The 26,077-nt window shown below is 42.4% G+C and carries 24 protein-coding genes and 1 riboswitch; of the genes, 8 read left to right on the top strand and 16 right to left on the bottom strand.

Annotated features, from left to right (window positions below; genetic code table 11):
• Positions 1 to 222: 222 nt before the first annotated feature.
• The 3 genes from BB427_RS16195 to BB427_RS16185 form a co-directional block, all read right to left on the bottom strand.
• Positions 223 to 948: an ABC transporter permease gene (locus BB427_RS16195; protein ID WP_039495447.1), complete on the bottom strand. Its 726-nt coding sequence runs from the start codon at positions 946 to 948 to the stop codon at positions 223 to 225.
• Positions 949 to 950: 2 nt separating this feature from the next.
• Positions 951 to 1,838: an ABC transporter ATP-binding protein gene (locus BB427_RS16190; protein ID WP_045965105.1), complete on the bottom strand. Its 888-nt coding sequence runs from the start codon at positions 1,836 to 1,838 to the stop codon at positions 951 to 953.
• Between the two features lie 147 nt (positions 1,839 to 1,985).
• Positions 1,986 to 2,495, bottom strand: coding sequence for a DUF2141 domain-containing protein (locus tag BB427_RS16185; RefSeq protein ID WP_069021899.1), 510 nt, complete (start codon positions 2,493 to 2,495; stop codon positions 1,986 to 1,988).
• 270 nt (positions 2,496 to 2,765) lie between these two features.
• Between BB427_RS16185 and BB427_RS16180 the strand changes: the two genes are divergently transcribed.
• The 3 genes from BB427_RS16180 (at position 2,766) to BB427_RS16170 (ending at position 8,150) form a co-directional block, all read left to right on the top strand.
• Positions 2,766 to 3,593: a pirin family protein gene (locus BB427_RS16180; protein ID WP_069021901.1), complete on the top strand. Its 828-nt coding sequence runs from the start codon at positions 2,766 to 2,768 to the stop codon at positions 3,591 to 3,593.
• Between the two features lie 9 nt (positions 3,594 to 3,602).
• A complete protein-coding gene (locus BB427_RS16175; RefSeq protein ID WP_069021897.1) occupies positions 3,603 to 4,586 on the top strand; it encodes a glutathione S-transferase family protein in 984 nt (327 codons plus the stop codon).
• A gap of 165 nt (positions 4,587 to 4,751) precedes the next feature.
• Positions 4,752 to 8,150, top strand: a complete 3,399-nt coding sequence (locus BB427_RS16170) for an ATP-binding protein (RefSeq protein ID WP_069021895.1) — start codon at positions 4,752 to 4,754, stop codon at positions 8,148 to 8,150.
• Positions 8,151 to 8,196: 46 nt separating this feature from the next.
• Here BB427_RS16170 and BB427_RS16165 read toward each other — a convergent pair whose 3' ends face one another.
• The gene (locus BB427_RS16165; RefSeq protein ID WP_017216953.1) at positions 8,197 to 8,772 is read right to left on the bottom strand and encodes a DJ-1/PfpI family protein; all 576 of its coding nucleotides are present in this window, start codon (positions 8,770 to 8,772) and stop codon (positions 8,197 to 8,199) included.
• Between the two features lie 238 nt (positions 8,773 to 9,010).
• Here BB427_RS16165 and BB427_RS16160 point away from each other — a divergent pair, with 238 nt between their 5' ends.
• Entirely contained in the window at positions 9,011 to 11,176 is a 2,166-nt protein-coding gene (locus tag BB427_RS16160) for a M3 family metallopeptidase (RefSeq protein WP_069021893.1), read from the top strand.
• A gap of 62 nt (positions 11,177 to 11,238) precedes the next feature.
• On the opposite strand, the gene BB427_RS16155 is transcribed toward BB427_RS16160, so the two are convergent.
• The 5 genes from BB427_RS16155 to BB427_RS16135 form a co-directional block, all read right to left on the bottom strand.
• Positions 11,239 to 11,916: a LiaF domain-containing protein gene (locus BB427_RS16155; protein WP_069021891.1), complete on the bottom strand. Its 678-nt coding sequence runs from the start codon at positions 11,914 to 11,916 to the stop codon at positions 11,239 to 11,241.
• A 448-nt stretch (positions 11,917 to 12,364) separates the two neighbouring features.
• Positions 12,365 to 12,928, bottom strand: a complete 564-nt coding sequence (locus tag BB427_RS16150) for a manganese efflux pump MntP (RefSeq protein WP_039495455.1) — start codon at positions 12,926 to 12,928, stop codon at positions 12,365 to 12,367.
• Between the two features lie 7 nt (positions 12,929 to 12,935).
• A riboswitch (yybP-ykoY riboswitch) is annotated at positions 12,936 to 13,105 on the bottom strand.
• 71 nt (positions 13,106 to 13,176) lie between these two features.
• A complete protein-coding gene (locus BB427_RS16145; RefSeq protein ID WP_069021888.1) occupies positions 13,177 to 13,896 on the bottom strand; it encodes a nitrilase-related carbon-nitrogen hydrolase in 720 nt (239 codons plus the stop codon).
• A gap of 7 nt (positions 13,897 to 13,903) precedes the next feature.
• Positions 13,904 to 14,506: an alpha-ketoglutarate-dependent dioxygenase AlkB gene (locus BB427_RS16140; RefSeq protein ID WP_069021886.1), complete on the bottom strand. Its 603-nt coding sequence runs from the start codon at positions 14,504 to 14,506 to the stop codon at positions 13,904 to 13,906.
• Between the two features lie 151 nt (positions 14,507 to 14,657).
• Positions 14,658 to 15,581 carry a GGDEF domain-containing response regulator gene (locus BB427_RS16135; RefSeq protein WP_045989819.1) on the bottom strand — a complete coding sequence of 308 codons (924 nt, stop codon included), beginning with the start codon at positions 15,579 to 15,581 and terminating at the stop codon, positions 14,658 to 14,660.
• Between the two features lie 261 nt (positions 15,582 to 15,842).
• Here BB427_RS16135 and BB427_RS16130 point away from each other — a divergent pair, with 261 nt between their 5' ends.
• From BB427_RS16130 to BB427_RS16120, 3 genes are read left to right on the top strand one after another with little or no spacing between them, the layout of a single operon-like run.
• Positions 15,843 to 16,940, top strand: coding sequence for a sensor histidine kinase (locus tag BB427_RS16130; protein WP_069021883.1), 1,098 nt, complete (start codon positions 15,843 to 15,845; stop codon positions 16,938 to 16,940).
• An 11-nt stretch (positions 16,941 to 16,951) separates the two neighbouring features.
• Positions 16,952 to 17,371 carry a response regulator gene (locus tag BB427_RS16125; protein ID WP_045989821.1) on the top strand — a complete coding sequence of 140 codons (420 nt, stop codon included), beginning with the start codon at positions 16,952 to 16,954 and terminating at the stop codon, positions 17,369 to 17,371.
• 11 nt (positions 17,372 to 17,382) lie between these two features.
• Positions 17,383 to 19,116 carry a putative bifunctional diguanylate cyclase/phosphodiesterase gene (locus tag BB427_RS16120; protein ID WP_069021881.1) on the top strand — a complete coding sequence of 578 codons (1,734 nt, stop codon included), beginning with the start codon at positions 17,383 to 17,385 and terminating at the stop codon, positions 19,114 to 19,116.
• Between the two features lie 44 nt (positions 19,117 to 19,160).
• On the opposite strand, the gene BB427_RS16115 is transcribed toward BB427_RS16120, so the two are convergent.
• Both BB427_RS16115 and BB427_RS16110 read right to left on the bottom strand, forming a co-directional pair.
• Positions 19,161 to 20,621, bottom strand: a complete 1,461-nt coding sequence (locus BB427_RS16115) for a dihydrolipoyl dehydrogenase (protein ID WP_069021879.1) — start codon at positions 20,619 to 20,621, stop codon at positions 19,161 to 19,163.
• A 294-nt stretch (positions 20,622 to 20,915) separates the two neighbouring features.
• Positions 20,916 to 21,644, bottom strand: a complete 729-nt coding sequence (locus BB427_RS16110; RefSeq protein ID WP_069021877.1) for a glutathione peroxidase — start codon at positions 21,642 to 21,644, stop codon at positions 20,916 to 20,918.
• 186 nt (positions 21,645 to 21,830) lie between these two features.
• On the opposite strand from BB427_RS16110, the gene BB427_RS16105 reads away from it, so the two are divergent.
• Entirely contained in the window at positions 21,831 to 22,364 is a 534-nt protein-coding gene (locus tag BB427_RS16105) for a DinB family protein (protein ID WP_069021875.1), read from the top strand.
• Between the two features lie 142 nt (positions 22,365 to 22,506).
• Here BB427_RS16105 and BB427_RS16100 read toward each other — a convergent pair whose 3' ends face one another.
• From BB427_RS16100 to BB427_RS16080, 5 genes are all read right to left on the bottom strand, one after another.
• Positions 22,507 to 22,770, bottom strand: a complete 264-nt coding sequence (locus BB427_RS16100) for a hypothetical protein (protein ID WP_069021873.1) — start codon at positions 22,768 to 22,770, stop codon at positions 22,507 to 22,509.
• Positions 22,771 to 23,541: 771 nt separating this feature from the next.
• A complete protein-coding gene (locus BB427_RS16095) occupies positions 23,542 to 24,060 on the bottom strand; it encodes a group-specific protein (protein WP_069021871.1) in 519 nt (172 codons plus the stop codon).
• A 96-nt stretch (positions 24,061 to 24,156) separates the two neighbouring features.
• Positions 24,157 to 24,555: an immunity 22 family protein gene (locus tag BB427_RS16090; RefSeq protein ID WP_069021869.1), complete on the bottom strand. Its 399-nt coding sequence runs from the start codon at positions 24,553 to 24,555 to the stop codon at positions 24,157 to 24,159.
• Positions 24,556 to 24,984: 429 nt separating this feature from the next.
• On the bottom strand, positions 24,985 to 25,449 hold the full coding sequence (locus BB427_RS16085) for an SMI1/KNR4 family protein (protein WP_010379457.1): 465 nt from the start codon (positions 25,447 to 25,449) through the stop codon (positions 24,985 to 24,987).
• Between the two features lie 9 nt (positions 25,450 to 25,458).
• Positions 25,459 to 26,077: HNH endonuclease signature motif containing protein (locus BB427_RS16080; protein ID WP_069021867.1), on the bottom strand; the 619-nt coding region annotated here is incomplete at its 5' end.

Raw genomic sequence — 26,077 nt, 5'->3', positions numbered from 1 at the left:
AGCTATTGGTGCGTAAATTCGCCTTGCCTACAGGATGTAGGTACCTTAGCGAGAGCAGGACGCGGAAGCGGTGTTTTCCCTAAAACTCTCTGGCTAGACAAGGAAAAAACTAAGTTGTGCTTTAGCAACAATGAGTTGGAACATTCCTTATCCAAACCTCAGGTTAAGTAATTACAAAATAAAAGCGCACAGGGTTGGGGCCGTGCGCTTTTGGTTGTCCTGTTAAGCCTTTTTAAATTTAATTTGTGCGACAAAAAATAATGCTAGCGTTTGTGTAATTAGGACGGCCGCATGGAGGTAAACTGGAAAACCCAAGGTGGCATCAATGGTCGAAAGCGCCAATTGGGAAATATGGAAAGTTGGCAACAGCCAAGCAAACCATTGCATTGCTTCAGGAAATAGCGTGATAGGTAGCCACAGGCCAGAAAGCAATGAGAGTGGTAGGTAAACTAAATTAACCACTGCAGGTGCCGCTTTTGCTGACACTGACAGCCCAACTAACAGCCCTAACATACACAAAGGCAAGGTGCCGAGTAGGGCAATGGCAATCACGAGTAACCATTGAGCTAAACTTAAAGACACGCCAGAAAATAATGCCAGCAAGCTCATTAAGCAGGCTACGAGCAATGAAAAAGCCGTCGCACTCACACATTTTGCGAGCAGATACTGATAGGGAGAAACGGGAGAGAGCTGCTTGAGTATCAGCCAACCATTTTGCTTTTCAAGGGCAACGTTAACGCCAAAGGAAAATAGCGCAGGTCCTATCATGCCAAAAATCAGATAATTGATATACATATAGTTATGGGAGTCATGATGACTGAACACCACGCCGAAGAAAAGATAAAACAAGCAAGGAAATAGGGTGGCTGGGATCACAAAACCCTTACTTCTAAATGTGCTCAAAAGTTCAGTTTTGCTTTCAAGTATAAAGGATGCTGTGTTTATCATGGTTAAGCGCTCCTAGCATTCATTAGGGATAAATAAGCTTCTTCGAGGCTCATTGGGGCTACATACAAATTGCGGATAGAAAATTTCTCTAATAACTGCTGCAAAATATGGTTTGGCTCGTCCGTCAATATAGTGAACTGATCACCTTTAACATTCAGATCTATCATGGGAAGTGCGTTAACCAGTGCAGCAGCAGACAGGTCGCTGGTGAACTTGATTTGTGAGCGACGATAGGTGTTGGCAAGCTCAGGTATGTCGTTAAGCTTGGTACATTTTCCTTCTTTTAAAACTAACAATTCATCCGCTAATGCTTCCGCCTCGTGAAGATAGTGTGTGGTAAGGAGTACCGTTTTATTTTGTTGTTTTAACGTCCGTACGGCCTGCCACAGTTGCTGTCTTGACTCAACATCCATACCAACACTAGGTTCATCCAAAAAAACAATGTCGGGGTTGCCTGCTAGTGCAATTGCCATAAACAGTCGTTGCTTTTGACCTCCAGATAACGTATCGAAAGTTTGTTCTAAAAATGGTGCTAATTGGCAGAGGGAAATTAGCCGCTCCAATGGAATTGGGGCTTGATGGTAACTTGCAAATAACGCCAGAAACTCCTTCACCTTGGTTTGCAGAGGTAGTCCGCCTAACTGCATCATGGCACCCACGCGCTGGCGACAAAAATCAGACTCAGGCTGATGGCCAAGAACTGAAACTCGTCCTGATGTGGGTCTTAGTCTGCCAAGCATTATATTGATCAGGGTGGTTTTTCCTGCGCCATTTGGACCAAGAATGGAATATACCTTACCCTGTTCAAGCGTAAGGTTTAGGTCTGCTAATATTGGCTTAGTATTGTTGTATGCAAAACTGATATTTGATAACTCAATGGCATTGCTCACGGTCTTCGCTCCTACTGAACTGTACTATTTGCAGTATGCGCTGCTGTAAGATGAAGCGTGAGTGAGGGTTGTCAGAAAATAAAATGACAAATGTCAGAACTTAAAAAGAGAACTCACAGGCATTGCAACACCTGTGAGTATTCAGCATTACAGCCCTGTCATTTTTGATAAATGTGTAGAGAGGGCAAGTTGGATCTTAGTGTCAGGGGCCTTTACTGTAAACAAAGCCTCTTCAAAATCTCCTTTTGAAAAGCTATCGTGAATGTTATTCGACAGCGCATAAGGCTCACTTGGCATGCCGGTAAATGGGAAGATCATCCGATCCATGCCGCCATCACCATCTTCGTCATGGATCACGTGGATCGCATACTGGCCTGCAGGCACGCCTTCAAAAGTGACCGTCGTGGTAGGAGTTTGCGGTGTGACAATCAGCTTGCGAAAAAAGTGAGCGTCTGGATCATTCACATTTTTATCGCTGTGGTAGTCAGCGCTGTTGTCAAATAGCAGTACTAGCATTTGACCATTGGTATTGGTCACATCAGTGATCTCAACCGTAAGATTCGTTGGGGGACCTGCAACCGTATTTACGCTTACCGGACTTGTTGAACTACACGCCGCAAGTAGTGCCAGCGCAAACAATAAACTTAGGGACCTCATCCTTTGCTCCTATTAAGGGTTAAATTGTAGCTCCACAAGCTTGTCAGATAATTGTGTAAATACTGTTAAAAATTGTTAGATGCGAGCAATGTTAAAGACTGTTCTGACCAGTATGACCGTGCGCTGTAATAGATGGGAATAATCATTCGATGTAATAGAACGAAATAGCCAAATTTGACTAATTTTATTCTCGCGCAGGTTTGGTAGGCTAACCATTGAATTATGGCGCTGAACTTATTACCCCAAGTTCAGGTTAACCCGAGAGCTATTATGAAAATTATCCGAACTAACAAAGCACAGGCAACACAAGATGGTGCTGGCGTAAATATTAACCGCATCGCTGGATTTGACGGCAAGAGTTTAGATCCTTATCTCATGATTGATGAATTGAAATCAGATAATCGCAGTGACTTTATGGCTGGCTTCCCACCGCACCCACACCGAGGCATTGAAACCTTTACCTATATTCGCAAAGGCGGCTTTGAGCATAGAGATCAAATGGGTAATGTTAAAGCCATTCGCAGCGGTGATGTGCAGTGGATGAGCACCGGGCGTGGTGTGGTGCATTCAGAAATGCCGCTAAGTGACGCACAAGGCATGCATGGCTTTCAAATTTGGTTAAATATGCCGGCAGAAGACAAAATGCGAGCGCCTAGATATCAAGATACAACTGAGCAGCCTGCACCACAAAAAGCGATAGCAAAAGCTGGTCATTTCAAAGCACTGGCGGGCACATGGCAAGTGGCGGGCGAAGTACTTACATCATCATTACAGTCTCTTGCTGGGGAGGGAGCACTTGCCGATGTGACCTTAACTGCGGGTAGTCAATTACACCTTGAACTGGTTCAGTTTGGCAAGGTGATGATCTACATTCATTCGGGCAGATTTGAAAACTATGGGGAGCAAACGCTGCTTGAGCTTGACCCAAGCCAAAACCTTGATCTCCTCGCGACGGATGATGTTGGCTTTTTGATCCTCGCAGGGCGGCCGATTAATGAAAAAATAGCGCATATGGGACCATTTGTGATGAATACCCAAGAGGAGCTTCAGCAAGCGGTAAAAGATTATCAACAAGGACGCTTCGGCGATATTGTATAGGAGGTTTACATGGGATTATTAATTGACGGTCAATGGCACGATAAGTGGTATGACACAAAAAGTAGCCAAGGCAAGTTTGAGCGTGAGTCTGCAAAACTAAGAAATTGGGTAACAGCAGACGGCAATGCGGGGCAAACGGGTAAAGCGGGTTTTAAAGCCGAATCCGGACGCTACCATTTGTATGTTTCCCTTGCGTGTCCTTGGGCTCATAGAACGCTTATTTTCCGACAGCTTAAACAATTAGAGGCGCATATTGATGTATCGATTGTAGACCCTGATATGTTAGACCAAGGTTGGTGCTTTACCAGTCAGCGTCCAGAAGTCGGTGATAGCCTGTATCAGCTCAGTTTTATGCATCAGCTGTATACGAAAAACGACCCAAATTATTCGGGTCGAGTCACGGTGCCAGTCCTTTGGGATAAACAAACGGAGCAAATCGTGAGCAACGAATCGAGTGAAATCATTCGTATGTTTAATCGTGCGTTTAACCAGATAACGGGAAACGACACCGATTATTACCCAGAGGCGTTACAGCATGAAATCGATGAAATAAACGAATTTGTTTATCACAATATCAACAATGGCGTATATAAGGCCGGATTTGCGACAACCCAAGATGCTTATCACAATGCGGTAAGCGCGTTATTTAACGCGCTAGATAAGCTCGAAGCAAGACTCGCTGCGCAACGTTATCTTGTGAAAGGACAATTAACGGAAGCCGACTGGAGACTATTTACGACTCTCATCCGTTTCGACAGCGTGTACCATGGTCACTTCAAGTGCAACATTAAGCAAATCGAAGATTACCCCAATATTTCTGCGTATGTGCGTGACTTATATCAACATCAAGGTATTGCAGATACGGTTGATTTTTACCACATTAAAAGGCACTACTACTTTAGCCATACGATGATCAATCCAACCCAAGTAGTACCAGAAGGACCAAGCATTGATTATCACCGTTCTCATAACCATAAAGGGATCACGGTGTAAATAACCTAACTTCTTATCCCGCGAGCAGAGTAACTAATCTTTGTCTTTGTTTCTATTTGGACTAGATTTAATAATGCGTTTGCTTGTAGCAGCCCTTTGTGCTTAAGTGCAAACGCATTTTAGGTCTTTATGCCTAACAGTCAGGCCACTGTCCAAGGAGAAAATGTGTCTTCTTCCAATATTGCTAAGGGCGCTATTGTACTGCTGCTCGCCGTGATGGTGAGTGCCATCTTATATTTTGAAAACAGTATCCATCGTGACCTGAACGAGGGCTTTTATCAGCGCTTGGAGCAGGTACATTCGGCACAAAACAATATTTACTTGGGAGAGATAGACGATAACCGCCGGTTTCTCTATTTTCTGCTAGATACCCCGCCAATTCAGGGTATCGCCAGAGCGGAAAAAAACGATGGTATCGACCCTCAAGAAAACACGCCGCTTGATGTTTGGCGGGCACGACTAAGTACGATTTTTAGGTCAATGTTATATTCGTATGATGGCCTTAACCAAATCCGCCTACTTGACGCCCATACAGGCGTTGAGATGGTTAGGGTTGAACGGCAGCTAGGGCAGGTCATCGCTGTACCTGATAGCAAACTACAGGATAAGAGCGAAAGTGATTACTTTATCCAAGCACTGCAACTGCCAGAACGCGCTATCTATTCTACAACAATCAACTTAAATCGCGAGCACGGACAGGTCGTCACGCCTTTTCAACCAACCAAACGCTTTACCTTACCGACCTACGATATAGATAACGACTTATTTGGTATATTGGTAATTAATACCAATGCTGAAAAGATGATAGAGAGGCTTGTCTCCCAAGCGCCAAGTATGCAAAAAGTGATGCTTTTAGGTGCAGATGACTCGTTTATTTATCACCCTGAATTTTCGCTACGATACAGCAAAGATTTAAACCCCGAAATCAACTTTCAAACATTATATCGCGTGACGCCATGGTCCAATAAAATCCAACTGGTGGAAGAAAAATCAACGGGAGAGCAGTTTCTTGCGCTCATTAGCAAGGTTGAAGGGGCTAACTTTAACAACTTAGAAGTTAAGCTCGTTAATCTTATCCCTTTTGCTGTTTATCAGCAAAGCCTCAATGAAAAACGATTAACCACCTATATTTTACTCGCGATTGCTTGCAGTGTATTCGCTCTCGTCTTTTTTGCATTTTGGCAATATACCCATAGTTTACGTGCGCTTGATTCAACGCGAGCAGAGTTTAAGGCGATTTTAGATGGTGCCTCAGATGGTGTGCTTGGCTTTGATAACAGCTTAAAGCTCACCAGTTTTAACGAGTCGGCACAGCGCTTCTTTAAGCAGCTGAATAACAGTCGTTTAGGTAACAACCCACAGTTTTTGCCAGAGGCTGTGCATCAGTTTTTATTTCACTATGCCAATATGGTTTTACAGGGCGAAGTGGTGGAGTCTAAGTCATTACAACTAGACTTAAATGCCCATGAAAACATCTGGCTTTCACTTAGTTTATCTCCAATCTATGCAGGAAATGGACGCATTCAGGGGGTCGCACTATTCGTTGAAGACATCACTGCGAAAAAAGAAGCGGAAGCACAGTTAGTTGGTGCAAATGAACGACTGGAGCAAGAGGTGAAGGAGCGCACCAAAGAGCTGGTGGAGGCTCGGGATAAAGCAGCGAAAGCGTCAGAAGTGAAAAGTGCATTTATTTCCACTATCAGCCATGAAATGAGGACACCTCTCAATGGGATTTTAGGATCACTAAACTTGGTGAGAAAAGAGCCCGTTACTAAGCACCAACATAAGTACCTAGAAATGATGGAAACCAGCTCGACTACGCTTTTGTCGTTAATTAATGATGTACTGGACTTGTCGAAGATAGAAGCGGGTAAGCTGGATATCGATAATGAACCATTCAACCCGCTCTCTGTCATTGAGCATGTCGCGCTATCTATGTCGGCGAAAGCCAAAGAACAGGGTATCACTTATATTTTGGACCAAACTGGTTTAGCGCATATTGAACTGTGCGGTGATGCGGCGCGCGTTAAACAAATAATTTATAACCTCCTCAGTAACGCAATTAAATTTACTAAAAAAGGTCATGTGAAATTGACCGTTACCACCGAACAGTTAGACGACACGGTATGGCTTAAAGTCACTGTGGAAGACACTGGAGTTGGAATTGAAAAAGCTAATCAAAACAAGCTATTTCAATCGTTTAGTCAAGAATCTGCTAATACCTCGAACGAGTTTGGAGGCACAGGCCTTGGACTCTCTATTTGTAAGCAGTTAGTCGAAAAGATGCTCGGCCATATTCACTTTGAGAGTGAAAAGTTTAAAGGAAGCAAGTTTTGGTTTGAATTACCCTTTTCTAGTGCGCAAACTAAGCCCATCAACGTGCCTGAAGTATTGGCCGGTAAAACAGTCTCTGTGTTCAGCAAAACAAAACTGGAGTCAGAGACTGTTGCTAAGCTTATCGCTCTATGTGCTGGTGAGTACGTTGAGAAAGAGACGCAGTGTGATATATGCATCATTACCAATGAGCAAGATTATATTCAAGTGAAATCAGCTCAAAATCATTTTGAGAAACTTATTTTAGTGGGGGATGAACTTCAGAATATTAACGATGCTGATAACATAGTGCATATTTCTTCACCTCTTCGGGTTGGAGAGTTTGTCGCGCTGTTTGACTTAAATAAAGCAATTCGATTACAGCCTAGCTTGAAGAAGTCAGGTGAGACAGTCGCGTTAAGTGGTAACTTGGTCGCGGGCTGTCACTTCTTGGTGGTAGACGATAATCAAATCAACCGGATTGTGGCAAAAGGCATTTTGGAAGGACAAGGAGCTAAGGTGAGTTTTGCCGTTGATGGTCAAGATGCTGTGAATAAACTGCTGTTATTTGAGCATCAAGAGGTTGATTTTGATGCTATTTTTATGGACTGTAATATGCCAGGAATGGATGGTTATCAGGCCACAAGAGCGATCCGTCAAGGTCAAGGTGGTGATAAGTATAAAGATGCGATCATTATTGCGATGACTGCCAGCGCCCTTGCGGGTGAAAAAGAACGTTGTCTCAATGCAGGAATGGATGAGTTTGTGACTAAACCTGTGGTCGTCGAACAGTTATTTGACGTGCTAGATGCGCTAGGTGTGCATGCTAAGGATGATGATTCTGTGCTTATTCAACCGTTTGAAAGTGTGGCAGAAGAGCAAATAAGCCTGCCGATAAACGAAGCTGACGTGCTTGAGCGCCTCTCTGGGGATGAAGAATTACTTAAAAAGGTGTACACCTTATTCTTGAACGACTCTGAAAATCAAATGCAACAGCTTAGATTGAGTATCAAAAATAGTAATTGCGACGCATCGGCAAAATACAGCCATGCACTTAAAGGTCAAGCTGGTGATTTAGCCGCAGAAGCACTCTTTGATCTGCTTGATAAAATAGAGACTTATGCGTGTGAACACCAAGCAGGGCAGTGTAAATCACACTTGGAACAAGCGCAAAGTGAATACGATAAAGTCGTCGTATTTGCGAAAAAACGCGTGAGTGAGCTAGAGTTTGTAGATATCAACAGTGGCTAAAGTGAGTGAGGCCTTGGTTGAATAATGGTGAGGTTACTCACCATTATTAACTTCTAGGCCAGTCATAATCCATTTGGGTTGCGGTTTTTCTTGCAACAGATTGCCCAAAGCGTTTTTTCACCAACTCTAAACTCATATCTATACCTGCCGAAATACCCGCTGAGCTAGTAAAATTCTGATCCATCATAAATCTTACGTCCTCAACGACTTCTAAAGAGGGATATTGCTCTCTCAAATCGTCGATATCCTGCCAGTGGGTGGTGACTCGCTTGCCATCAATAAGGCCTGCTTCTGCATATAAAAACACACCCGTACAAACAGATGCGCACTGAGAGGTATGATTCGCTGTTTCTGCAAGCCAATTAAGTACGTTGTGATCTCCGCAAATTTGGTGATGAAGTCCGCCAACTACGATGAGCAAATCAAACTTTGGATGCGAGTAAATACTGTAATGGGGGTTTACACTCATACCGCCACGCGAGGTAACAGGAACATGACTTGGCGCGACAAGGCTGACGTTAATCGGTGTTTCGATAAATCGCTTTGCGGTGTTGAATACCTCAAACGGGCCGCAAAAATCTAAACACTCCGCACCGTCATAGATAAAAATACCAACTTCCATTATTTCTTCTCATAGATCAGTTTTTTACTAACTTGGCTGATTTTAGTTAAATTTTCAAGGTAAATTGTAACAACCCATGAAAAAACTCCACTCACTGTCGTTTTAGTGTCTTTAAGCTACTATGAACTCTAACATTTCTGCTCCATCGCAGAGAACCTTGTTTCTCCCGCAAAGCGATTGCACTTTTAGAGACGATCCGTAATATCTTGCCCACGATCACAACAAGCGATGAAACAATATGTTCAAACCTTCCATCACATTATTAAGTGCAGCCGTATGTTTAGCCCTTGCGGGTTGTGCGGGCACTGCAGACCAAAGCCAAGAACCGGTCAAATCACTGCAAAGTAAGCAATATGATAACGTGCTTTTACAGGAGTTTTCAGGTCCTTATCAAGGTGTTCCTCATTTTGACAAAATGAAGCTTGAGGATTTAGAAGCCGCACTTGAAATTGGTATGGCTGATAATTTGAAAGAAATTGAAGCAATAGCCAACAATCCTGCGAAGCCAACTTTTGAGAACACCATTGTTGCGCTAGAAAGAGCGGGTGCCGCTTTGGATCGCGTTTTTACCTACTATGGTCTTTGGAGTGCAAACATTTCAAGCCCAGAGTTTAGAGAAATCCAATCGCGAGTTGTGCCTAAGTTCTCAGAGTTCCGCTCTAAAATTACCCAAAACCAAGCCCTTTTTGCACGTGTAAAAGCAGTATATGAAGGTGCTGAATATAAAAAGCTAACAGCAGAAGAGCAGCGTATTACTTGGATGCGTTATAACGGCTTTGCCCGCAATGGTGCGACGCTAAAAGGTGAAGATGCTAAGCGTTACGCAGACATTAATCTTGAACTATCAAAGCTACATACTAAGTTTGCAAATAACGTCCTTGCAGATGAAGAAAACTACGTGGTTTTCCTCACTAAAGCGCAGTTGTCAGGTTTGCCTGAGTCGTTTGTTGCATCGGCAGCGGCTGCTGCAAAAGCGCGCGGCAAGGTGGATATGTACGCGATTACCAACTCTCGCTCCTCAATGGATCCATTTTTAACCTACTCAACAGAGCGTGAGTTACGCGAGAAAGTATGGAACAACTACTATAACCGCGGCAACAACGGTGGTGAGTACGACAACAAAGCGATTATCTCTGACATCTTAACGCTTAGACATGAGCGCGTTAACTTACTGGGTTACGATAATTACGCGCAGTGGCGTCTTGAAGATCGCATGGCGAAAAAGCCTGAAAATGCGATGGCGCTGATGAAAAAAGTGTGGCCAGCAGCAATTGCCCGCGTGAAAGAAGAAGTTGCTGACATGCAAGCGATCGCCGACAAAGAAGGCGCTGATATCACCATCAAGCCATGGGATTACCGTTTCTACGCCGAGAAGGTTCGCCAAGCTAAATATCAATTGGATTCAAACGAAGTTAAAGCTTATTTACAGCTAGACAATCTGCGTGAAGCAATGTTCTATGTTGCAGGCCGTTTGTTTAACTTTGAGTTCAGCGAAGTGCCCAAGGGCTCAGTACCAGTGTTCCACCCTGACGTTCGTGTATGGGAAGTAACAGACAAAACCACCGGTGATAATATCGGCCTTTGGTATTTAGACCCGTTCGCACGTAAAGGTAAACGCTCTGGTGCATGGGCCTTATCATATCGTAGCCATACAACATTTGATGGTAAAACAAATGTGCTTAGCTCAAACAACTCCAACTTTGTGAAAGCACCTGAAGGTGAAGCGACCTTAATTTCTTGGTCAGATGCAGAAACCTATTTCCACGAGTTTGGCCACGCGCTGCATGCGCTTTCATCAAACGTGAAGTACCCAAGTTCAAACTCTGGCGTGCGCGACTACACTGAGTTCCAATCTCAGTTATTGGAGCGTTGGTTGGCAACGGACGAAGTGATCAATCGTTACTTAGTTCACTATAAAACAGGCAAACCTATGCCTAAAGCGCTAATCGAGAAAATCAAGAAGTCAGCAACCTTTAACCAAGGTTTCGCGACGACTGAATACCTTGGATCGGCTATCATGGATATGCTTTTCCATACCACAGATCCTGACAAGATTGGCGACCCTGTTGCATTCGAAAAGTCTCAGTTAGGTGCGCTTGGCATGCCGGACGAGGTCGTGATGCGTCATCGTACAACTCACTTTGGTCACGTATTCTCAGGTGAAGGTTATTCAGCGGGTTACTACGGTTACCTGTGGGCTGAGGTATTAACTTCTGATGCAGCAGAAGCGTTTGCTGAAGCGCCAGGTGGCTTCTACGACAAAGACGTTGCACAGCGTTTAGTGGATTACCTATTCTCAGTTCGCAACTCAATGGATCCAGCAGAAGCGTATCGCAAGTTTAGAGGCCGTGACGCTGAAGTTGAGGCGCTAATGCGTGATAGAGGCTTTCCGGTAGAGAAGTAAAAAGTTTACTCTGCTATTTGGATAATAAAAAACCCCTGAACCAAGGGGTTTTTTATTAAGCTTTAGCTTTTGGATTTCGTGCCGTCACCAAATAGGAATTTAAGGCCGTCGGCAAATTGCTTTATTTGCGCTTTCATCGAGCGCTTTACACTAACTTCAATGCTACCCAAAATCATTCTGCCGTGAATATAAATTCGTGGACGCTGTTTCACCTGCCCTGCAGATGCAAGCGTGTTTCTTGTGTTTTCTACTGAACCCATAATATTACGAATATCGGTGACGACATCGACTGTGTCTGGTACAAAAATTTCGTCACTGCCTAAAATGCAATCTATATAAATATGTACTTCAGGGTGACTAAAAATTGCGTTGCTAAAATCTAGTTCCAAGCTGCCAAGGTAGTTTTTTAGGTGGATCTCTTTAGGTACGACCCACTCGCCACTGCGATGGTTGGAACTAAGTATAGAGGTAATGCTTATTGCCTCAGCACCATCTACGCTTGAGGTAAATTTTGGACCCAAACGAGCGGCTTTTTCGCTGTGATATCTTGCATCCGACTTGAGCGGTAAATCAGCACTAAGTGCTGCAATTTGTTCTTGTTCGTTCAGGTCGTATGCTTTATCCAATCGTCTCTCGAATGCATCAGCCGAAAGCTCACCGTGGCTGTAATTTAGAATTAACTGGTCAATCACCTCTTCCCTGACGGATTCGAGAGGCCTATCTTTTAATGGTACAGACATATGGTTGGTTCCGTTCTCTTGATTTGTGGTTAGAGTAGCAACAACCAAGCCAATATTAAATCACATATAAAACAAATGGTTAGTATTTTTTAATATCAACTTACTCTATTTATTTACTAATATTTAGTTGTACAAAATAGTATTTGGTCAAAATTACCACTCTTAGATGACAGGTAACGCAGTTGCGCAGGTGTAGTTTGATATTGTCAGTCACTTTGCTATGGTAGTAGGTGTTCGCAAAACAACCAAAGGAGATTAGTTATGGCGAAGAAAAGCGATGTTAAAGCGCTTAAAAAAGAGCTGAAAGCGCGTAAAGCAAAGATTGAAAAGCATGAAGCGAAAATCAAAAAGCTGAAAAAAGCGATTAAAAAGGCGTAAAAGCCATTAGCCCTAAGGTAAAGGGATAAGTAAGCGAGCGGTAAATATACCGCTCTTTCTGCGAGTCAGATTAAATCGAAAGATGGCTATATAGCAACCAAGTCCCCACACAGATTAAGGTCACCCCTCCAAAGGTTTCAGCTCGACTACCAAGAAACTTTCCAGCCGAATGCCCAATCATCACCCCAATTGTTACCATCATGGTGGTGGCAAGGCCAATGAGCGCAGCGGCGAGCCATATATTCACATCAACAAATGCGAGACTGACACCGACAGCCATTGCATCAATGCTAGTGCCAAACGCTGTGATAATGGTTTTTAACCAAGGCTGCTTTGCGTGTTGCGTTGGTGCATCATCGTCACCCTTAAGGCTCTCATAAATCATATGAGCGCCAAGTCCTAACAATAAGATAAAGGCAATCCAATGATCCCAAGCCTCGACATAGCCAGCTGCAGATTGTCCTATTAACCAGCCAATCAGCGGTGTACTGGCTTCAATAATCCCAAAAATGAGGCCGATTTTTATGGCTTCGGTAAGCCGAGGTGATTTTAGGCTGGCGCCTTTACCGATTGCCGCAGCAAACGCATCGGTAGACATGGCGTATGCTAACAGTAGCAGGGTGACGAAATTCATTTACATTGCTCCGGTCGGGCGATTTGAGTCCACGATACATCCACACGCCCGACCACAGGCATGGATATATCGATGGTCTCGCCAACCGAGAGGTGTCCGCACCATGGCATGTGGCCAATTATGTTGATACGAACTCTTCCGAGCATTGGAAGCAGGCTACTCCCCAACGAGTTGCGATAATATCAAGAATTGCAGTGGATGCAAAACCAAAATTGAGCAGCTTCTGACGGTGATAATTCTCGTTACCTTTATGACGGGGTCAAGAAGTCTATTTCGGTTGTGATAAGCTGCTCCTTAGCATCGCCGAGTATAAGTACCTCGCCATTAGGGCTCACAAGAAGGCTTTGGCCGATAAATTGAATTCCCGTGCCATTGCTGTGGTCCATTCCTAGGCGATTGGCTGACATAATATGGACTTTATACTTCTTGGCTTGTTTTATGATTGTATCAAGGCTGTCTTCGCCACAATAATTTGAAGGGTTCACAATGAGCTGTACGCCCTGCTCGGTGAGTTGCATCAGCCCCTCTTCAAACCAGATGTCGTAACATAATAAAATACCCACTTTAATACCCATTACTTCGTGCACTTTGAATGCATTACCTGATTGAAAAAAGCGCTTATCGGGCGGTGCTAAAAAAACCTTGCGATGTACGCCAACAATCCCTTCTGGACCCACTATAGCCGCACTATTAAAGTGCTCACAGCCTGCCTTTTCAATGATGCCTGCGATGATAGTACCGTGTTGCTGTTGTGCGATAGATTGAAGCAGGCTGATAGTTGTGCTCTCGGATAACTCCTCTGCCATTTCCTCCATATGAGTGTGGCAAAGAAAGAGGCTACCTGAAGTACATAATTCAGGTAAGACGATGAGATCAAAGTCAGCTTGTGATAAAGTTTTTTCTATGGTTGTCCGGTTGCATTGAGGGTCGCCATAGTTGACAGCAAATTGATAGAATCCCACTTTCATCGTTCACCTACGTAATATTGGGCCAAGTAAACTGCCGAAAGGTCAGATTGAATCTAGCACCAACCTCTTTAGGTGCAGGAGGTATGGCATGTTGAAACTGCGTTTGAAAGCCATTTCCCATGATGAATAACGAACCGTCTTCTAGCAGCTGTTCAAATTGCTCATCGGGTTTTGCTTGATGACGAACTTGAAACAAGCGCTCGGCACCTAAGCTCAAAGAAGCGATAACATTAGTTGGCCCAAATGCGGACAGATCACTGTGAAAGTCCATGTATTCTTTACCATCTGGATAAAAAATACAGACACAGACGCTAAATTCGATACCTATTTGAGTCTGTAATCGCTGCTGTATTGATGCAATCAAATCAGGCCAAGCTTGGCGTCTACCATGATAGCTAGGAAACACCGCTGGATCTTCGAGCCTTGGCTCTACAAACATCATTTTCCAGGGTCTAATCTCTGTATTTCCACCGTTAGGTAAGGTGATGATTTCAGGCTGAGATAAATCACAGTGCTTGATTAACCACTGATACAGTGAATGGCTTTCTGCCTTGGTAAGAAACGCTGGAATATACTCTGCCTCGGCGTTATCGATAAGTGGAAGTTTCATGACTAATTCCTTGTTGTTGCTATTTTTCTTTAACAAAAAGAACAGCACTAAAGCAAGACACTAAAGCCGCTCCCTTTACCTACTTCAGAGATTGCGCTGATCCGCCCTTTGTGGCGATGAGAATCCAGGAAAGTATATTAATGAATAGCTACTAGCTTGCCTCTCCAAACACTCGATTTTTACCATTCTTTTTAGCTTCATATAGCGCGTTATCTGCTCTTTCTACTAACTCTTCAACAGTTTGATTGATATTATCCTCACTAAGTGAAGCGACACCAGCACTAACCGATACAGCTTTTAGTGGTGAAAGTTTATGTTCAATAGCGGTTTCGAAGAAGGTTTGTACCACTCTTTGCGCAATCTCTAAAGCGAAAGAGTAGGGGGTGTTTGGCAGTAAGATGGCAAACTCTTCACCGCCGTATCTGTACAGAGCGTCCATAGGTCGACGAATATGATTTTTGGCGGTGTTAGCAAAAACCTTCAAGACATCATCACCCATTAAATGACCATATTCGTCGTTATAGAGCTTAAAATAATCAACATCCAACATTACGACACTAAGCGGACTAATAGAGCGCTTTGCACCACGATAGTGGCGCTCCAAGTCAGTATCAAATAACCTGCGATTAAACGCTTCTGTAAGTCCGTCAACGTATGAATATTCCCTAAGTTGATCGGCTTGCTTTTTATACTTTAGGTGGGTAAGTACCCGATTAAATAGCGTTCGCGCCACAATTGGTTTGCTGATGAAATCGACAGCACCTGCATCCCAGCACATTTCTTGCTGATTTTCTTTAATGTTGGATGTCACAAATATGACAGGAATTCGGGCGGTTATTGGATCTTTTTGAAGCTCTGTACAAGCCTCTATACCCGTTATCCCCTCGAGCATCCAGTCCATTAGGATTAAATCTGGCAATGCAAGTTTTACATATTCCAAGGCCTTCTCAGCACTTTCAAAAGCGACGACTTTGCATATGTCTTCTAAACATGCGCATAGCACCTTTTGAGTGAGTGGCGAGTCTTCTACGACTACTATAGTACAGTTATTTAGTTCTACTACGTCTTCAAACATGCTATTGCCTTTATTCCTGTTGCAGGCTTAGATTGTGTGCTATGTCTTTATGTTTAAAAAGTCAAAATGCACTTATGTTGCTATTAACAGGATTAATATTAGGTAAGTATCGCACTGCAAATAAAGTATCTTGCACGAATAATAGTGTAGACATTTTTGTGCTGAAGCACACTTGTTATTTAACATTTACATTACTTTTATCTTGAATAATATCGCTTTCCTACTATAGATCTTATTACCTGTTCCCAATGTAAATTCCTAATGACAGACTCAACCTCACTTGAGAAAGCAGACAGATTTGTTGGTGATGATTCTCTTTCCGATTTAATTTTTGACAATATTCCGGACTACGCCTTTATCAAAGATGATCGGCTTAGGATCGTAAAAGCGAACGATGCTTTTCGCTCCATGTATCCAGAAGAAGCCAGAGAGAAAATTATTGGCTACACCACACTTGACTATTATCAACCAGAAGAAATAGAAGAGTTCATTAAAGATGATAAAAAAGCCTTGGAAACAGGGTATGCAGAGTGTTTGGAGATTATCAATTTCCCAGATGGTGGCGTAAGAACATTATTTACTCGCAAAAAGCGATTCTATGATGCCAAAGGCGCGACGTTTATTTTAGGGCTTTCCAGTGACGTGACCGAAAGGGAGCATCTTGTCGCTCAGTTAAAGCGCTCCAATGAAGCCTTAGACGAATTTGCTTATATTGCCTCTCACGATTTAAAAGCGCCACTCAATGCGATTTCCAAGTTGGTAACTTGGATTGATGAAGACTACGGCGATGAGTTACCCGAAGGCGCTAAGGAGAATTTTGATTTAATTCAGCAACGTGTGTCAAGAATGAGTAAATTGCTCCATGATTTACTGATTTACTCGCGGGTAAATCGAAAGCATAGTGAAAACGAAACGTTTGAATTCAGCGAGTTTACAAAAGAGATATATGACTCGATTGATATTGAGGCGAAGCTGAAGTTGGAATGTACTTCTTTATTTGTCACCTTACCAAAAACAGCACTTGAAGTAGTTACCCGCAATTTAATTAGCAACTCGCTTAAACACCACGACTGTGAAAATGGCTCACTAATAATCCACATTAAAGAAAGCCCAGAAGAATATGAAATGCATTTTATTGACGATGGACCGGGGATCCCACCTGAGTATAGAGAGAAAGTATTTGAAATGTTCCAAACGCTTAAACCTAGAGATCAACAAGAAGGTAGTGGTATGGGTTTGGCAATAATTAAAAAAGTGCTCAATTTCTATGGTGGCTCGGTCGACATTGTGGATAGTAATGTTGGCACTGAATTTGTGATCAAGTGGCCAAAAGTTGATACCAGAGTTAACCCAAATTAGGTATTCATTTTATGCAAAATAATGATATTACAGTGCTGGTCGTCGAGGATGATGACATTGACTATATGACAGTAAAGCGTAGCTTTTCAAAACGCAAGATTATGAACCCTATGGTTCGGGCAATTGATGGCGTTGAAGCGTTAGAATTCTTACAAACTAAAAAAATAGATTATCCATTTATTGTTCTATTAGATTTAAAAATGCCTCGCATGGGGGGGCTTGAGTTTTTAGGTAAGTTGAGGGATGACCCAGAGTTAAAAGATACCGTCGTGTTCGTACTCACAACTTCGAAAGATGAAGATGATATTCATCATAGTTATGAAAAAAACGTAGCAGGATATTTTTTAAAAGAAGAAGCAAGTAACTCAATGATGAGCCTTGTTGATATGTTGGATGGATATTGGCGAATTGTACAGTTTCCAACTAAGTAATGAGGTTGTAAATGAATATATTGCTCGTTGATGATGATGTAGTTGACCGAAAGATGATCCGCCGTTCCTTAGTGAAAGGCGGGATTGAACATCAATTGACAGAAGTTAGTACAGTAGAAGAAGGAATCTTTGCGCTAGAAGAGCTTTGCTTCGACCTATTACTACTGGATTACAATATGCCGTCCAAAAATGGTTTGGACTTACTTATTGAACTTAAGCGTATTAACCATATTAAAGATTTAACCATAGTCATGATCAGCAATTCGCATTCTGAAGAGTTGGTTTTGAAATGTCTAGATTTGGGCGTACAGGACTTTCTACTCAAAGAAGAAGTCACCGCATCGCTTTTGAGCCGTTCTATTATCCAAGCAAGGAAACGCTTTGAGCTAGAAAGTCAACTGCATAAAAGCTACCTGCAAGTAAAGCAGATGGCTGAACGCGACTCATTGACGGGGTTGTATAATCGTTACTATTTTGAAGAAACCTGCCAGCGGCTGATGCAAGCCGATAAAAAGCGCTATAAGTGTGCTGGGATCCTTGTCGTTGATATCGTCGATTTTAAAAAGATAAATGACCGCTTTGGCCATGAAATCGCTGATCAACTTTTACTTGAACTAGGAGCAAGCTTTAAGAGGCACACCAAGCAAGAGGATATTGTCAGTCGTTTTGGTGGAGACGAGTTTGCTTGTTTGATCGTGTCTTGTGACAACCCGCTTCAAATTAAAATAGAAGCTGAAAAGCTTATCCGGTTACTAAGCCGAAGCTATTCAATTTATGAGTTGGACATCTACTGCCAAGTAAGAATGGGAATTTCTCTTTACCCACTCAATGGTAATAATGCTGATGAATTAATACGTTTTGCTGATATTGCACTATTTAGGGCTAAATCCTCGCAAAGTGCGATAGCGTGCATTTTTGAAGATAATATGCAGACTGAGTTCCAAATGAAGTATAACGTGGAACAAGACTTAAGAGGTGCGATAGAGAGGCAAGAGTTAGAGTTGGCGTTTCAGCCGATTGTAGATATTCAGCAGGCCAAAGTTGTGTCTCTCGAAGCGTTGATCCGATGGCCTACTGCAAAATACACAAGTAGTCCTCAAGAGTTCATTACAATCGCTGAAGAGTCAAAGCTCATAGAACCGTTGGGGAAGTGGATTATTGAGCACGCGATCACTACATTGAAACTGATACAGACAAAGTGCGGATATCCTATTCGTTTAGCGATAAACCTGTCGCCATTACAGCTCGGAGACATTTCTCTACCAGCATATATCAATGATTGTCTAAAACGAGTCGATATTGACGGTACTTTATTTACCTTTGAGCTAACAGAAACTGCGCTTTTGGATGAAAGTGAACGGGTAATATCAAGCCTAAGCCGCATTAAAGAGCTTGGCTGCAAGATTGCGCTAGATGATTTTGGAACGGGCTATTCTTCAATATCACATTTGCTCAATTATCCAATTGATATTGTTAAATTGGATAAATCGCTTACCGACAGAATTGAGGTAGACGATAGAGGGAAAAGGATATTTAAGGGTTTGATTGATATGCTTAAGAGCCTGCAGTTGAGCATTGTTGTTGAAGGTGTTGAGAACTATCAGCAGTATTATGTGTGCAAAGAAGCACGAGTAGATAAAATTCAAGGTTATTACTTTTCGAGCCCTGTCTCTGAAAAGTCCGTAGTGAAAACGATAAAAGCGGTAAATAGAGAGCTCGCCAGAGAATTTAAAGCAATGCAGTAAAAAGATAAAGCCAGCATTTAAGGCCGGCTCCAGCAATGTTTGTATTAAGCACCAGGACCACATTCCAAGCAGTGCTTGATAATATCCGGGCCAAACTTCAAGTTTGCATTTAGATTTCGCAGTGCCGTTCTTAGGCCTTCTTCTATCACTGGGTGGTAGAAAGGCATGTCGAGCATTTGCGGCACGGTCATCTTGTTTTGTAGCGCCCAAGCAAGTAAATGCGCCATATGCTCAGCAGCAGGGCCGACAAATTCGGCACCTAAGAATAATCCGGTGCCTTGCTCAGCGTAGACTCGCATATGACCTTTGTTTTTTAACATCACGCGGCTGCGGCCTTGGTTTTCAAAGCTCACCTCTCCGATGGCAAAGCAGCCACAATTGCCATATTGCTTTTCCAGTTCTTTATAACTTGCTCCAACCATGGCAATTTGTGGGTCGCTAAATACAGCCGCAAGCTTTGCGCGGCGAAGTCCCACTCTCACATCGGGGAAGCGACCGGCATTTTCACCTGCAATCGTGCCCTGATCTGCGGCTTCATGTAGAAGCGGGATCTGGTTACTGGCATCACCTGCAATAAAAATCGGGGCGTTACCAGAGCCATCAAGACATTGCATGGTATGTGGGTCGGCTAGCGGTACGCCTCGGTCATCAAGTTCAAGCGTGGTATTCTCTAGCCCAAGGTTATCAACATTGGGCACACGGCCTGTGGCTGCTAACACATAGTCAAACTGCTCGGTTTGTGGTTTCCCTTGTTTGTCAATGTAGGTAAGCTCGGCTTTGTCACCGACCTGTTTCATATCTGATACTTTGGCATCTGTGTCGAGGTAAAACTCATCACTGAACACCGTGGTGGCATAGTCTTTGACGATTGGATCGGTTAGTGGTCCAAGGCCACCGCCGACACCAAATACTTTGACCTTTACGCCAAGTCGGTGTAGCGCTTGACCTAGTTCTAAGCCAATCACGCCGGGGCCAAATACGGCCACTGAGTCAGGCAAGTCATCCCAGTCAAAAACGTTATCGTTAATGACTAAGCGGTCGCCAAAACTATTAAATGCACCGGGGTAGCTAGGTCTAGAACCTGTTGCGATTACAAAGCGTTTGGCTGTGATCTGAGTGTGGTCGTCCAACTGCACCGTATGGCTGTTGATAAATTTTGCACTGCCGCGTAGTTTATCCTGCAGAGGCAATTCGCCGACAGCTTCGACGACAAAGCCAACGAAGCGATCTCGCTCACGTTTGACTCTCGCCATAACCGCTTTACCGTCAATTTCAGCGGGTTTTACATGAATACCAAATTTAGGTGCGACTTCAATTTGATGTGCGACTTCAGCTGCGGCAATCAGTAACTTGCTCGGCATGCAACCAACTCGTGCGCATGTTGTGCCGTATACGCCAGACTCAATCATCAGTACTTCTGAGGTATATTTTTTGGCATTTCTATAGGCGCTGAGACCCGCTGTTCCCGCACCAATCACGACTACGTCGGTGTTTATCTTTTTCATTTTTTGCTCCGAAATCAGAAAGTGTGATACCAATTTACTTAATTAAGAGGTCTATTTGAGGCGAGAAAATCTTGTCGATAACCAGGCAAAAATTTTGCTATTTAGTTGTTCTAAATGAGAAATTTTTAACGCAGTTAGCGTCAGATTTGCTCCTTCAAATTGAGCAAGTATTAAGACAAATTGGTATACTCCCCCATGACAGTCAGTTATTAGTCATTGTGTTTTGTTGCATTGAGGGGGAACATTTTGACTTGGTGAGCAAGTTCACCAAGTCATGTTGTGGGGGATGAGTGATTAAGCGAAATATTCAGCTAAATCGTCTGAACCACCGATGTGTTTACCGCCGATAAATACTTGCGGCACGGTTTCGCGACCAGACAGCGCTTTAAGGCTGGTTAGCGATGCCTGTTGGCCAAGTACCAGCTCTTCATATGCCAGTCCTTTTTCTTTTAGCAAGGCTTTGGCTTTTTCACAGAATGGACAGCCAATCTTGCTAATAACGGTAACCGGCTCTGGTTTGATTTGGCGCGGGTTAATGTACTCCAGCATAGTATCTGCGTCTGATACCTCAAACGGGTCGCCAGGCTTTTCTGGTTCGATAAACATTTTGTCAATCACACCATCTTTTACCAGCATTGAATAACGCCAGCTGCGTTTGCCAAAACCTAAATCGTTTTTATCAACTAACATGCCCATGCCGTCAGTGAATTCGCCGTTACCGTCAGGTAGTAGTGTAATATTCTGCGCTTCTTGGTACTGTGCCCATGCGTTCATTACAAATGTATCATTAACGGATAAACACACGATTTCGTCGACACCATTTTGTTTAAATACGCTAGCAAGCTCGTTATAGCGCGGTAAGTGCGTAGACGAACAAGTTGGTGTAAAAGCACCAGGCAAAGAAAATACAACTACAGTTTTACCTTTAAAAATTTCATCGCTGGTGACGTGCTTCCACTCTTCATTTTCTCTAATTGGGAATGTAACCTGTGGTACGCGTTGACCTTCAATATTTTTTAACATTTTGCTTTCCTTCTTAAGTTGATGTAGCCATTATGCCGCGCGCATTTTGATTTGTATAATTGATAGTTAAGATTAAAGTGTTCAATAAAATTGATTGTTTTCAACTTCAAATATTTGTATTTTTTAACCTAGCCAATGCCGCTAAGTTGAGATTAGTCAATTTTTACAAGAGCAGGGAATATTTAGATGAAAGCAAACTTTGAATTAATGGCGGATTACAATCGCTGGATGAACGAAAGGTTATATGAAGCTGTTTCGGGATTGAGCGTCACGGAATTACACCAAGATCGAGGGGCTTTTTTTGGCTCCATCATGGGCTCGTTAAACCATATTCTTGTTGCTGATATTATTTGGCTTAAGCGCTATACAGAGCATAGCCACCATATTGAAGCACTGAACGCTATAGCAACGATGCGGCTGCCGACAAAACTTGATGCGATGTTGTATGAAGATTTTGCAGCGTTGAGACAGGCAAGGGCTGAAATGGATAAGGTGATTATTGAATTTGCGAATGAAGTCACTGAGGAGGCGCTTGCAGCCGATTTACACTACAAAAACACACAAGGTAAAACCTTTTCTCGCAAGTTTGGTTTTTTAGTGCATCATTTATTTAATCATCAGACGCACCATAGAGGGCAAATAACGACATTACTCAGCCAGATTGGTATTGATATGGGAGAAACCGATCTATTAGCTCGGATCCCCACATCATTTGGTTAGCGCTCTGGCTGGTTTTACCGCTTCAGTTATGTCTAGTGTTATCAGCAATGAGAAGGGTTATAAAGCTAGACATTAGCTCTACAGGTCTATTCAAAACCGTGTTCGGTAAAGCCTGCGAATAAGAATTTCACTCGCTAACTTTTCATAATAACTCTGAATAGAGCTCCTCTAGCCATTCATGAAGGTCCTCTATCGAGTCAAAATCTTCGTCTGTTAATTCTTCATACTCTGTTAGTGAAATAAGATTTAAGTCTATAACCTCCCGAAGTTGGGCTCTGACTTTAATCAAGTCATAAGGGGAGTCTTCTCCAATGCCGACAGCTCTTCTCAAAATACTGGGGTCATAGCTTTCGACATGACAATAAGTTTTTAAAATGGTTCTTAAAGGATCTTCAAGTTTATTCATCGTATATTTACTTCTTTAGTTCAGGGTATAATGTGTGCAATTTAATGTTACCATCTTCTATTAGATATATAGCTTTGGCGTTTCCGTTTGAAAAATCTGTAACCTCGTATCCAGTGGGGTTTTTCTTGGAACCTAGTCTAGTTATTCCCCGTACAGCACTTCTGTAGTTAGAGCCAAAAATATCTTAAAGTGGTATTTATGTGCTCCTCGTTTATTCCGTTGAAACAACGCTATTGAGCGAATCAAGAAAACGTCGCCCCACATCACACTGACTCCTCAAACCACAAGCCGGATAGCGTAGTGGGAGGTGGTTTATCCGCCGAGAAGTTATGCTTTTCTGGTGTGGTGTTGACGTCGTCTAGGCGTTTTACCGTGGCTTGCATGCCTTTGACGATGTTTTTAACTTCCGTGGCGGATTGTTTTCCTAGGTCTTGCCAGTTGATGTCTCTTAGGTATTTAACTGGGTCGCCTTTACCGAGCTTGCGTAAAACGGCAAGCGCAGCGGAGAGAGACTCTCCGGTATTTTTTAAGATAACCTTGCCTACGGTTGTGACATGTCTTGGGCCTCTATTGGTGGCTTTGAATAACCCCTACAGCATCTGATTTTGAAGGTAGTAAAACGATGTTAGTATTCTCAATTAACTCGGACACGCGAAGCGCTAAGAAGTTATGAGTTGAGCTGGTGATCCTGACTATTTAATAAAAGCTTTTATCTTAGATGTGTTGTCCTAATTTTCTCCGAAAATCAGCGAACACAGCTTTCGAATAGTATCATTGCTTTCTAGCTCGTTCATTTAGAACTTTAAGTAAGTCAGAATCGCCTTTTACCCAGAACTTGTCATCATCAGGAAAAATATTCTCTGGGTACTCATTTGCAAAATCTATAAATTCACCGTTCCAATGTTGTGGTATGTACTTTTCCATTTGCACACCCTCATGATAAAATGCGGCTACACTTTTAGCATCAAAGTCGATAAACATGCTAGGGAATAAATCAGCAACATCCCACCAAGATCTAGCTGATGGGAACCTAGATGCCAGTCTCTTACTTAGTTCGCTGCAACTTATTTCATTACCCTGAATTTTATCCAGAAAAGTTTCTACATTATTTTCATCTAAAGTATGGAGGCCAAACCTATCAGAGTCGTCAAGCTCTGGAACTTGATATCCATTTTCTATAAAAGCGTCTCTTAGTTTTACCAAATCTAATATCCATAACTCTCGTTCACCCTTAAACCAGCGAATTTTGCTTTGATAGCGTATAACTACTATTACTACTTCGTTAATCATGACTAATAAAAATATTTTTAATGATAAGTTAACTTACTTAGAAAATACTCACGTTCTTTTTAATAAATAGATATGGATTCACATCCACTTGAGATTCTAATCATCTTCCTCATAAGCAAATGAACCGATAAAAACAGGGTCACTTTGAACAGAGCGTGTTATTTTTTTAGGGTCATAATCAAAATCAAACTGACAAATAAGCCACCTTGCTTTGGTAATACCGATTGACTTAGCAGAGTCTATGGCACTTTTTTCAAAGGAACTTGCATAAGATATTTCTGTAAAAAGTTCTGCAATATCGACAATTCTTGATTCTATATACTCAGATTCTTGATTTGCTAAGTCATAATAACCAACGCCACACAGATCTTGTAGAACATCAACTTCTATAGATTTATCCGTAGCTTCAACTCCAAGCCATATAGAAACAACACCTTCTTTTTCAAACCCCTGAGTATAATAGTCGTCTTCTTCTAGGCATTCCTCTTTGGTCATTTTAATGCGCCTTATTTATGAAATCCCTTGGGCAATGAAATATAACCACCTTCAACCCACTTTCTGATATTGTTTTTAAGGATCTAGACTTTCAGATCTTTTTATTATTTTTTGCAATTGATTGTAGATCTTTTCGAGTTTGGAGCTCTCGATCCTAGGGTGAGAGCATACAGTGTTAACTACCATTAACACTGAAGGTCAGCTCTGCCTCAAGTTCATCGTCAATTGAGGTTCGTACATATTTGCGACGTATCGAATCTCCACGACCAGTGTGTTTTACAAAGTTATAAACAACCGGTCTGAACAGTGCAGTTTTCCGCCGAAATTGGTTCACGTGTCTGACAAGCTCCTTTCTTAATTACGACACCCAATATCCAATGCTGATAAGGGGGCGCAAACTAATCATTTATTTTACCCATATTCAGCCTATCAAAGACGCTCAACAAAAGCTTCAAAACTATCTGAAACTAGTACAAAAACAGGACTTAATTCATCTGATTCATTATGATCCCAGAGTACAACTGACGGTTCAATATTGCTATCTTTGAAGTTTAAACATAAAAAGTCTCCACCAAAAACATGAGCAAAAGGAAGTAGCTCAGCACCCACTAAATCTTCATTGTCGGTTAGGCGCTCTTCAATCTGAGCGAGCACCACTTTTATTTCGTATTGCATAATATCGTCTGACAAATTTGAATCGTTTGTGATAAGAAGTGTTCGCTCAATCAACCGCTCCTCATTGTCTATGTCGTAAGTTAAGCCTTCAAAAGCAACGCCATTGTTGTTGCGGAAAAACTCGATAAATGAATGTGGAAGTTTAACTCTGCAAAAGCTTTCCAATTCAAATATGCTTGAGTTATTTAACTCATAAGAGTCATTACGTTTAGTGATCATATATAACCTCTATCTTTTGCTGTATGCCCAATGGCCTTTCGACCTTCCACCTTGGTGGTTAATCATATTATGAGGACCAAAAGGAACCAACTCCATAACACCAGGAATCTCTGAGTGATGCCAAGTGTTACCATCTCTCATACCTACAGGCAACTTTTCATCGAGCCACTTAAATTGAATGTAATCTGATTTTTTCCATAGTCCTTCTGGTAATTCTAACTTTGCTTTAATTAAACCAGCTGACGCAAAGTCAGGGTATTTTGTTCCAGATTTAAACGAAACATTAGGAACCAAACCTTTATCAATAGCCTTTTGCTTGATTGCTCTTTTTTCTTTAATAGTAAGCTTATCGCCATCTGGAAAATCTTTCCAAGACCAAGGTTTATTTGAATTAATTAAACTCGCATAATCGGAAGCTTGTATCTCTAGTTTTTTAGCTGGTAATAACTTGTTTTGACCGCTGGGCAGCTCATTCCCTTTTGGCGGCTCCAATTCATCAGCTTTGGCTTTGGTGGGCTTATCGGTGACGCCTCGAATTGGTGATTGACCTTGATACTCATCCAACGCTTTATTAACTCGCTGCCCAATTTCTTGGGCGGCTTGTTGCATATGCTGGTCGATTTTGGGG

The organism is Pseudoalteromonas sp. BMB, from assembly GCF_001709235.1.
In the GTDB taxonomy this organism is placed as follows: Bacteria; Pseudomonadota; Gammaproteobacteria; order Enterobacterales; family Alteromonadaceae; genus Pseudoalteromonas; species Pseudoalteromonas maricaloris.
Note: the sequence above shows the minus strand (reverse complement) of the source record. Positions and strands in the feature narration are given on the sequence as shown.

Excerpts from the sequence above, each read along its gene's own strand:
- BB427_RS16135 (WP_045989819.1), bottom strand. The coding sequence starts at position 15,581 with ATGTTTGAAGACGTAGTAGAACTAAATAACTGTACTATAGTAGTCGTA.
- BB427_RS16125 (WP_045989821.1), top strand. The coding sequence starts at position 16,952 with ATGCAAAATAATGATATTACAGTGCTGGTCGTCGAGGATGATGACATT.
- BB427_RS16180 (WP_069021901.1), top strand. The coding sequence starts at position 2,766 with ATGAAAATTATCCGAACTAACAAAGCACAGGCAACACAAGATGGTGCT.
- BB427_RS16165 (WP_017216953.1), bottom strand. The coding sequence starts at position 8,772 with ATGGAAGTTGGTATTTTTATCTATGACGGTGCGGAGTGTTTAGATTTT.
- BB427_RS16145 (WP_069021888.1), bottom strand. The coding sequence starts at position 13,896 with ATGAAAGTGGGATTCTATCAATTTGCTGTCAACTATGGCGACCCTCAA.
- BB427_RS16130 (WP_069021883.1), top strand. The coding sequence starts at position 15,843 with ATGACAGACTCAACCTCACTTGAGAAAGCAGACAGATTTGTTGGTGAT.
- BB427_RS16150 (WP_039495455.1), bottom strand. The coding sequence starts at position 12,928 with ATGAATTTCGTCACCCTGCTACTGTTAGCATACGCCATGTCTACCGAT.
- BB427_RS16140 (WP_069021886.1), bottom strand. The coding sequence starts at position 14,506 with ATGAAACTTCCACTTATCGATAACGCCGAGGCAGAGTATATTCCAGCG.
- BB427_RS16195 (WP_039495447.1), bottom strand. The coding sequence starts at position 948 with ATGATAAACACAGCATCCTTTATACTTGAAAGCAAAACTGAACTTTTG.
- BB427_RS16085 (WP_010379457.1), bottom strand. The coding sequence starts at position 25,449 with ATGATCACTAAACGTAATGACTCTTATGAGTTAAATAACTCAAGCATA.
- BB427_RS16105 (WP_069021875.1), top strand. The coding sequence starts at position 21,831 with ATGAAAGCAAACTTTGAATTAATGGCGGATTACAATCGCTGGATGAAC.
- BB427_RS16175 (WP_069021897.1), top strand. The coding sequence starts at position 3,603 with ATGGGATTATTAATTGACGGTCAATGGCACGATAAGTGGTATGACACA.
- BB427_RS16120 (WP_069021881.1), top strand. The coding sequence starts at position 17,383 with ATGAATATATTGCTCGTTGATGATGATGTAGTTGACCGAAAGATGATC.
- BB427_RS16100 (WP_069021873.1), bottom strand. The coding sequence starts at position 22,770 with ATGAATAAACTTGAAGATCCTTTAAGAACCATTTTAAAAACTTATTGT.
- BB427_RS16155 (WP_069021891.1), bottom strand. The coding sequence starts at position 11,916 with ATGTCTGTACCATTAAAAGATAGGCCTCTCGAATCCGTCAGGGAAGAG.
- BB427_RS16095 (WP_069021871.1), bottom strand. The coding sequence starts at position 24,060 with ATGATTAACGAAGTAGTAATAGTAGTTATACGCTATCAAAGCAAAATT.
- BB427_RS16160 (WP_069021893.1), top strand. The coding sequence starts at position 9,011 with ATGTTCAAACCTTCCATCACATTATTAAGTGCAGCCGTATGTTTAGCC.
- BB427_RS16185 (WP_069021899.1), bottom strand. The coding sequence starts at position 2,495 with ATGAGGTCCCTAAGTTTATTGTTTGCGCTGGCACTACTTGCGGCGTGT.
- BB427_RS16090 (WP_069021869.1), bottom strand. The coding sequence starts at position 24,555 with ATGACCAAAGAGGAATGCCTAGAAGAAGACGACTATTATACTCAGGGG.
- BB427_RS16110 (WP_069021877.1), bottom strand. The coding sequence starts at position 21,644 with ATGTTAAAAAATATTGAAGGTCAACGCGTACCACAGGTTACATTCCCA.
- BB427_RS16115 (WP_069021879.1), bottom strand. The coding sequence starts at position 20,621 with ATGAAAAAGATAAACACCGACGTAGTCGTGATTGGTGCGGGAACAGCG.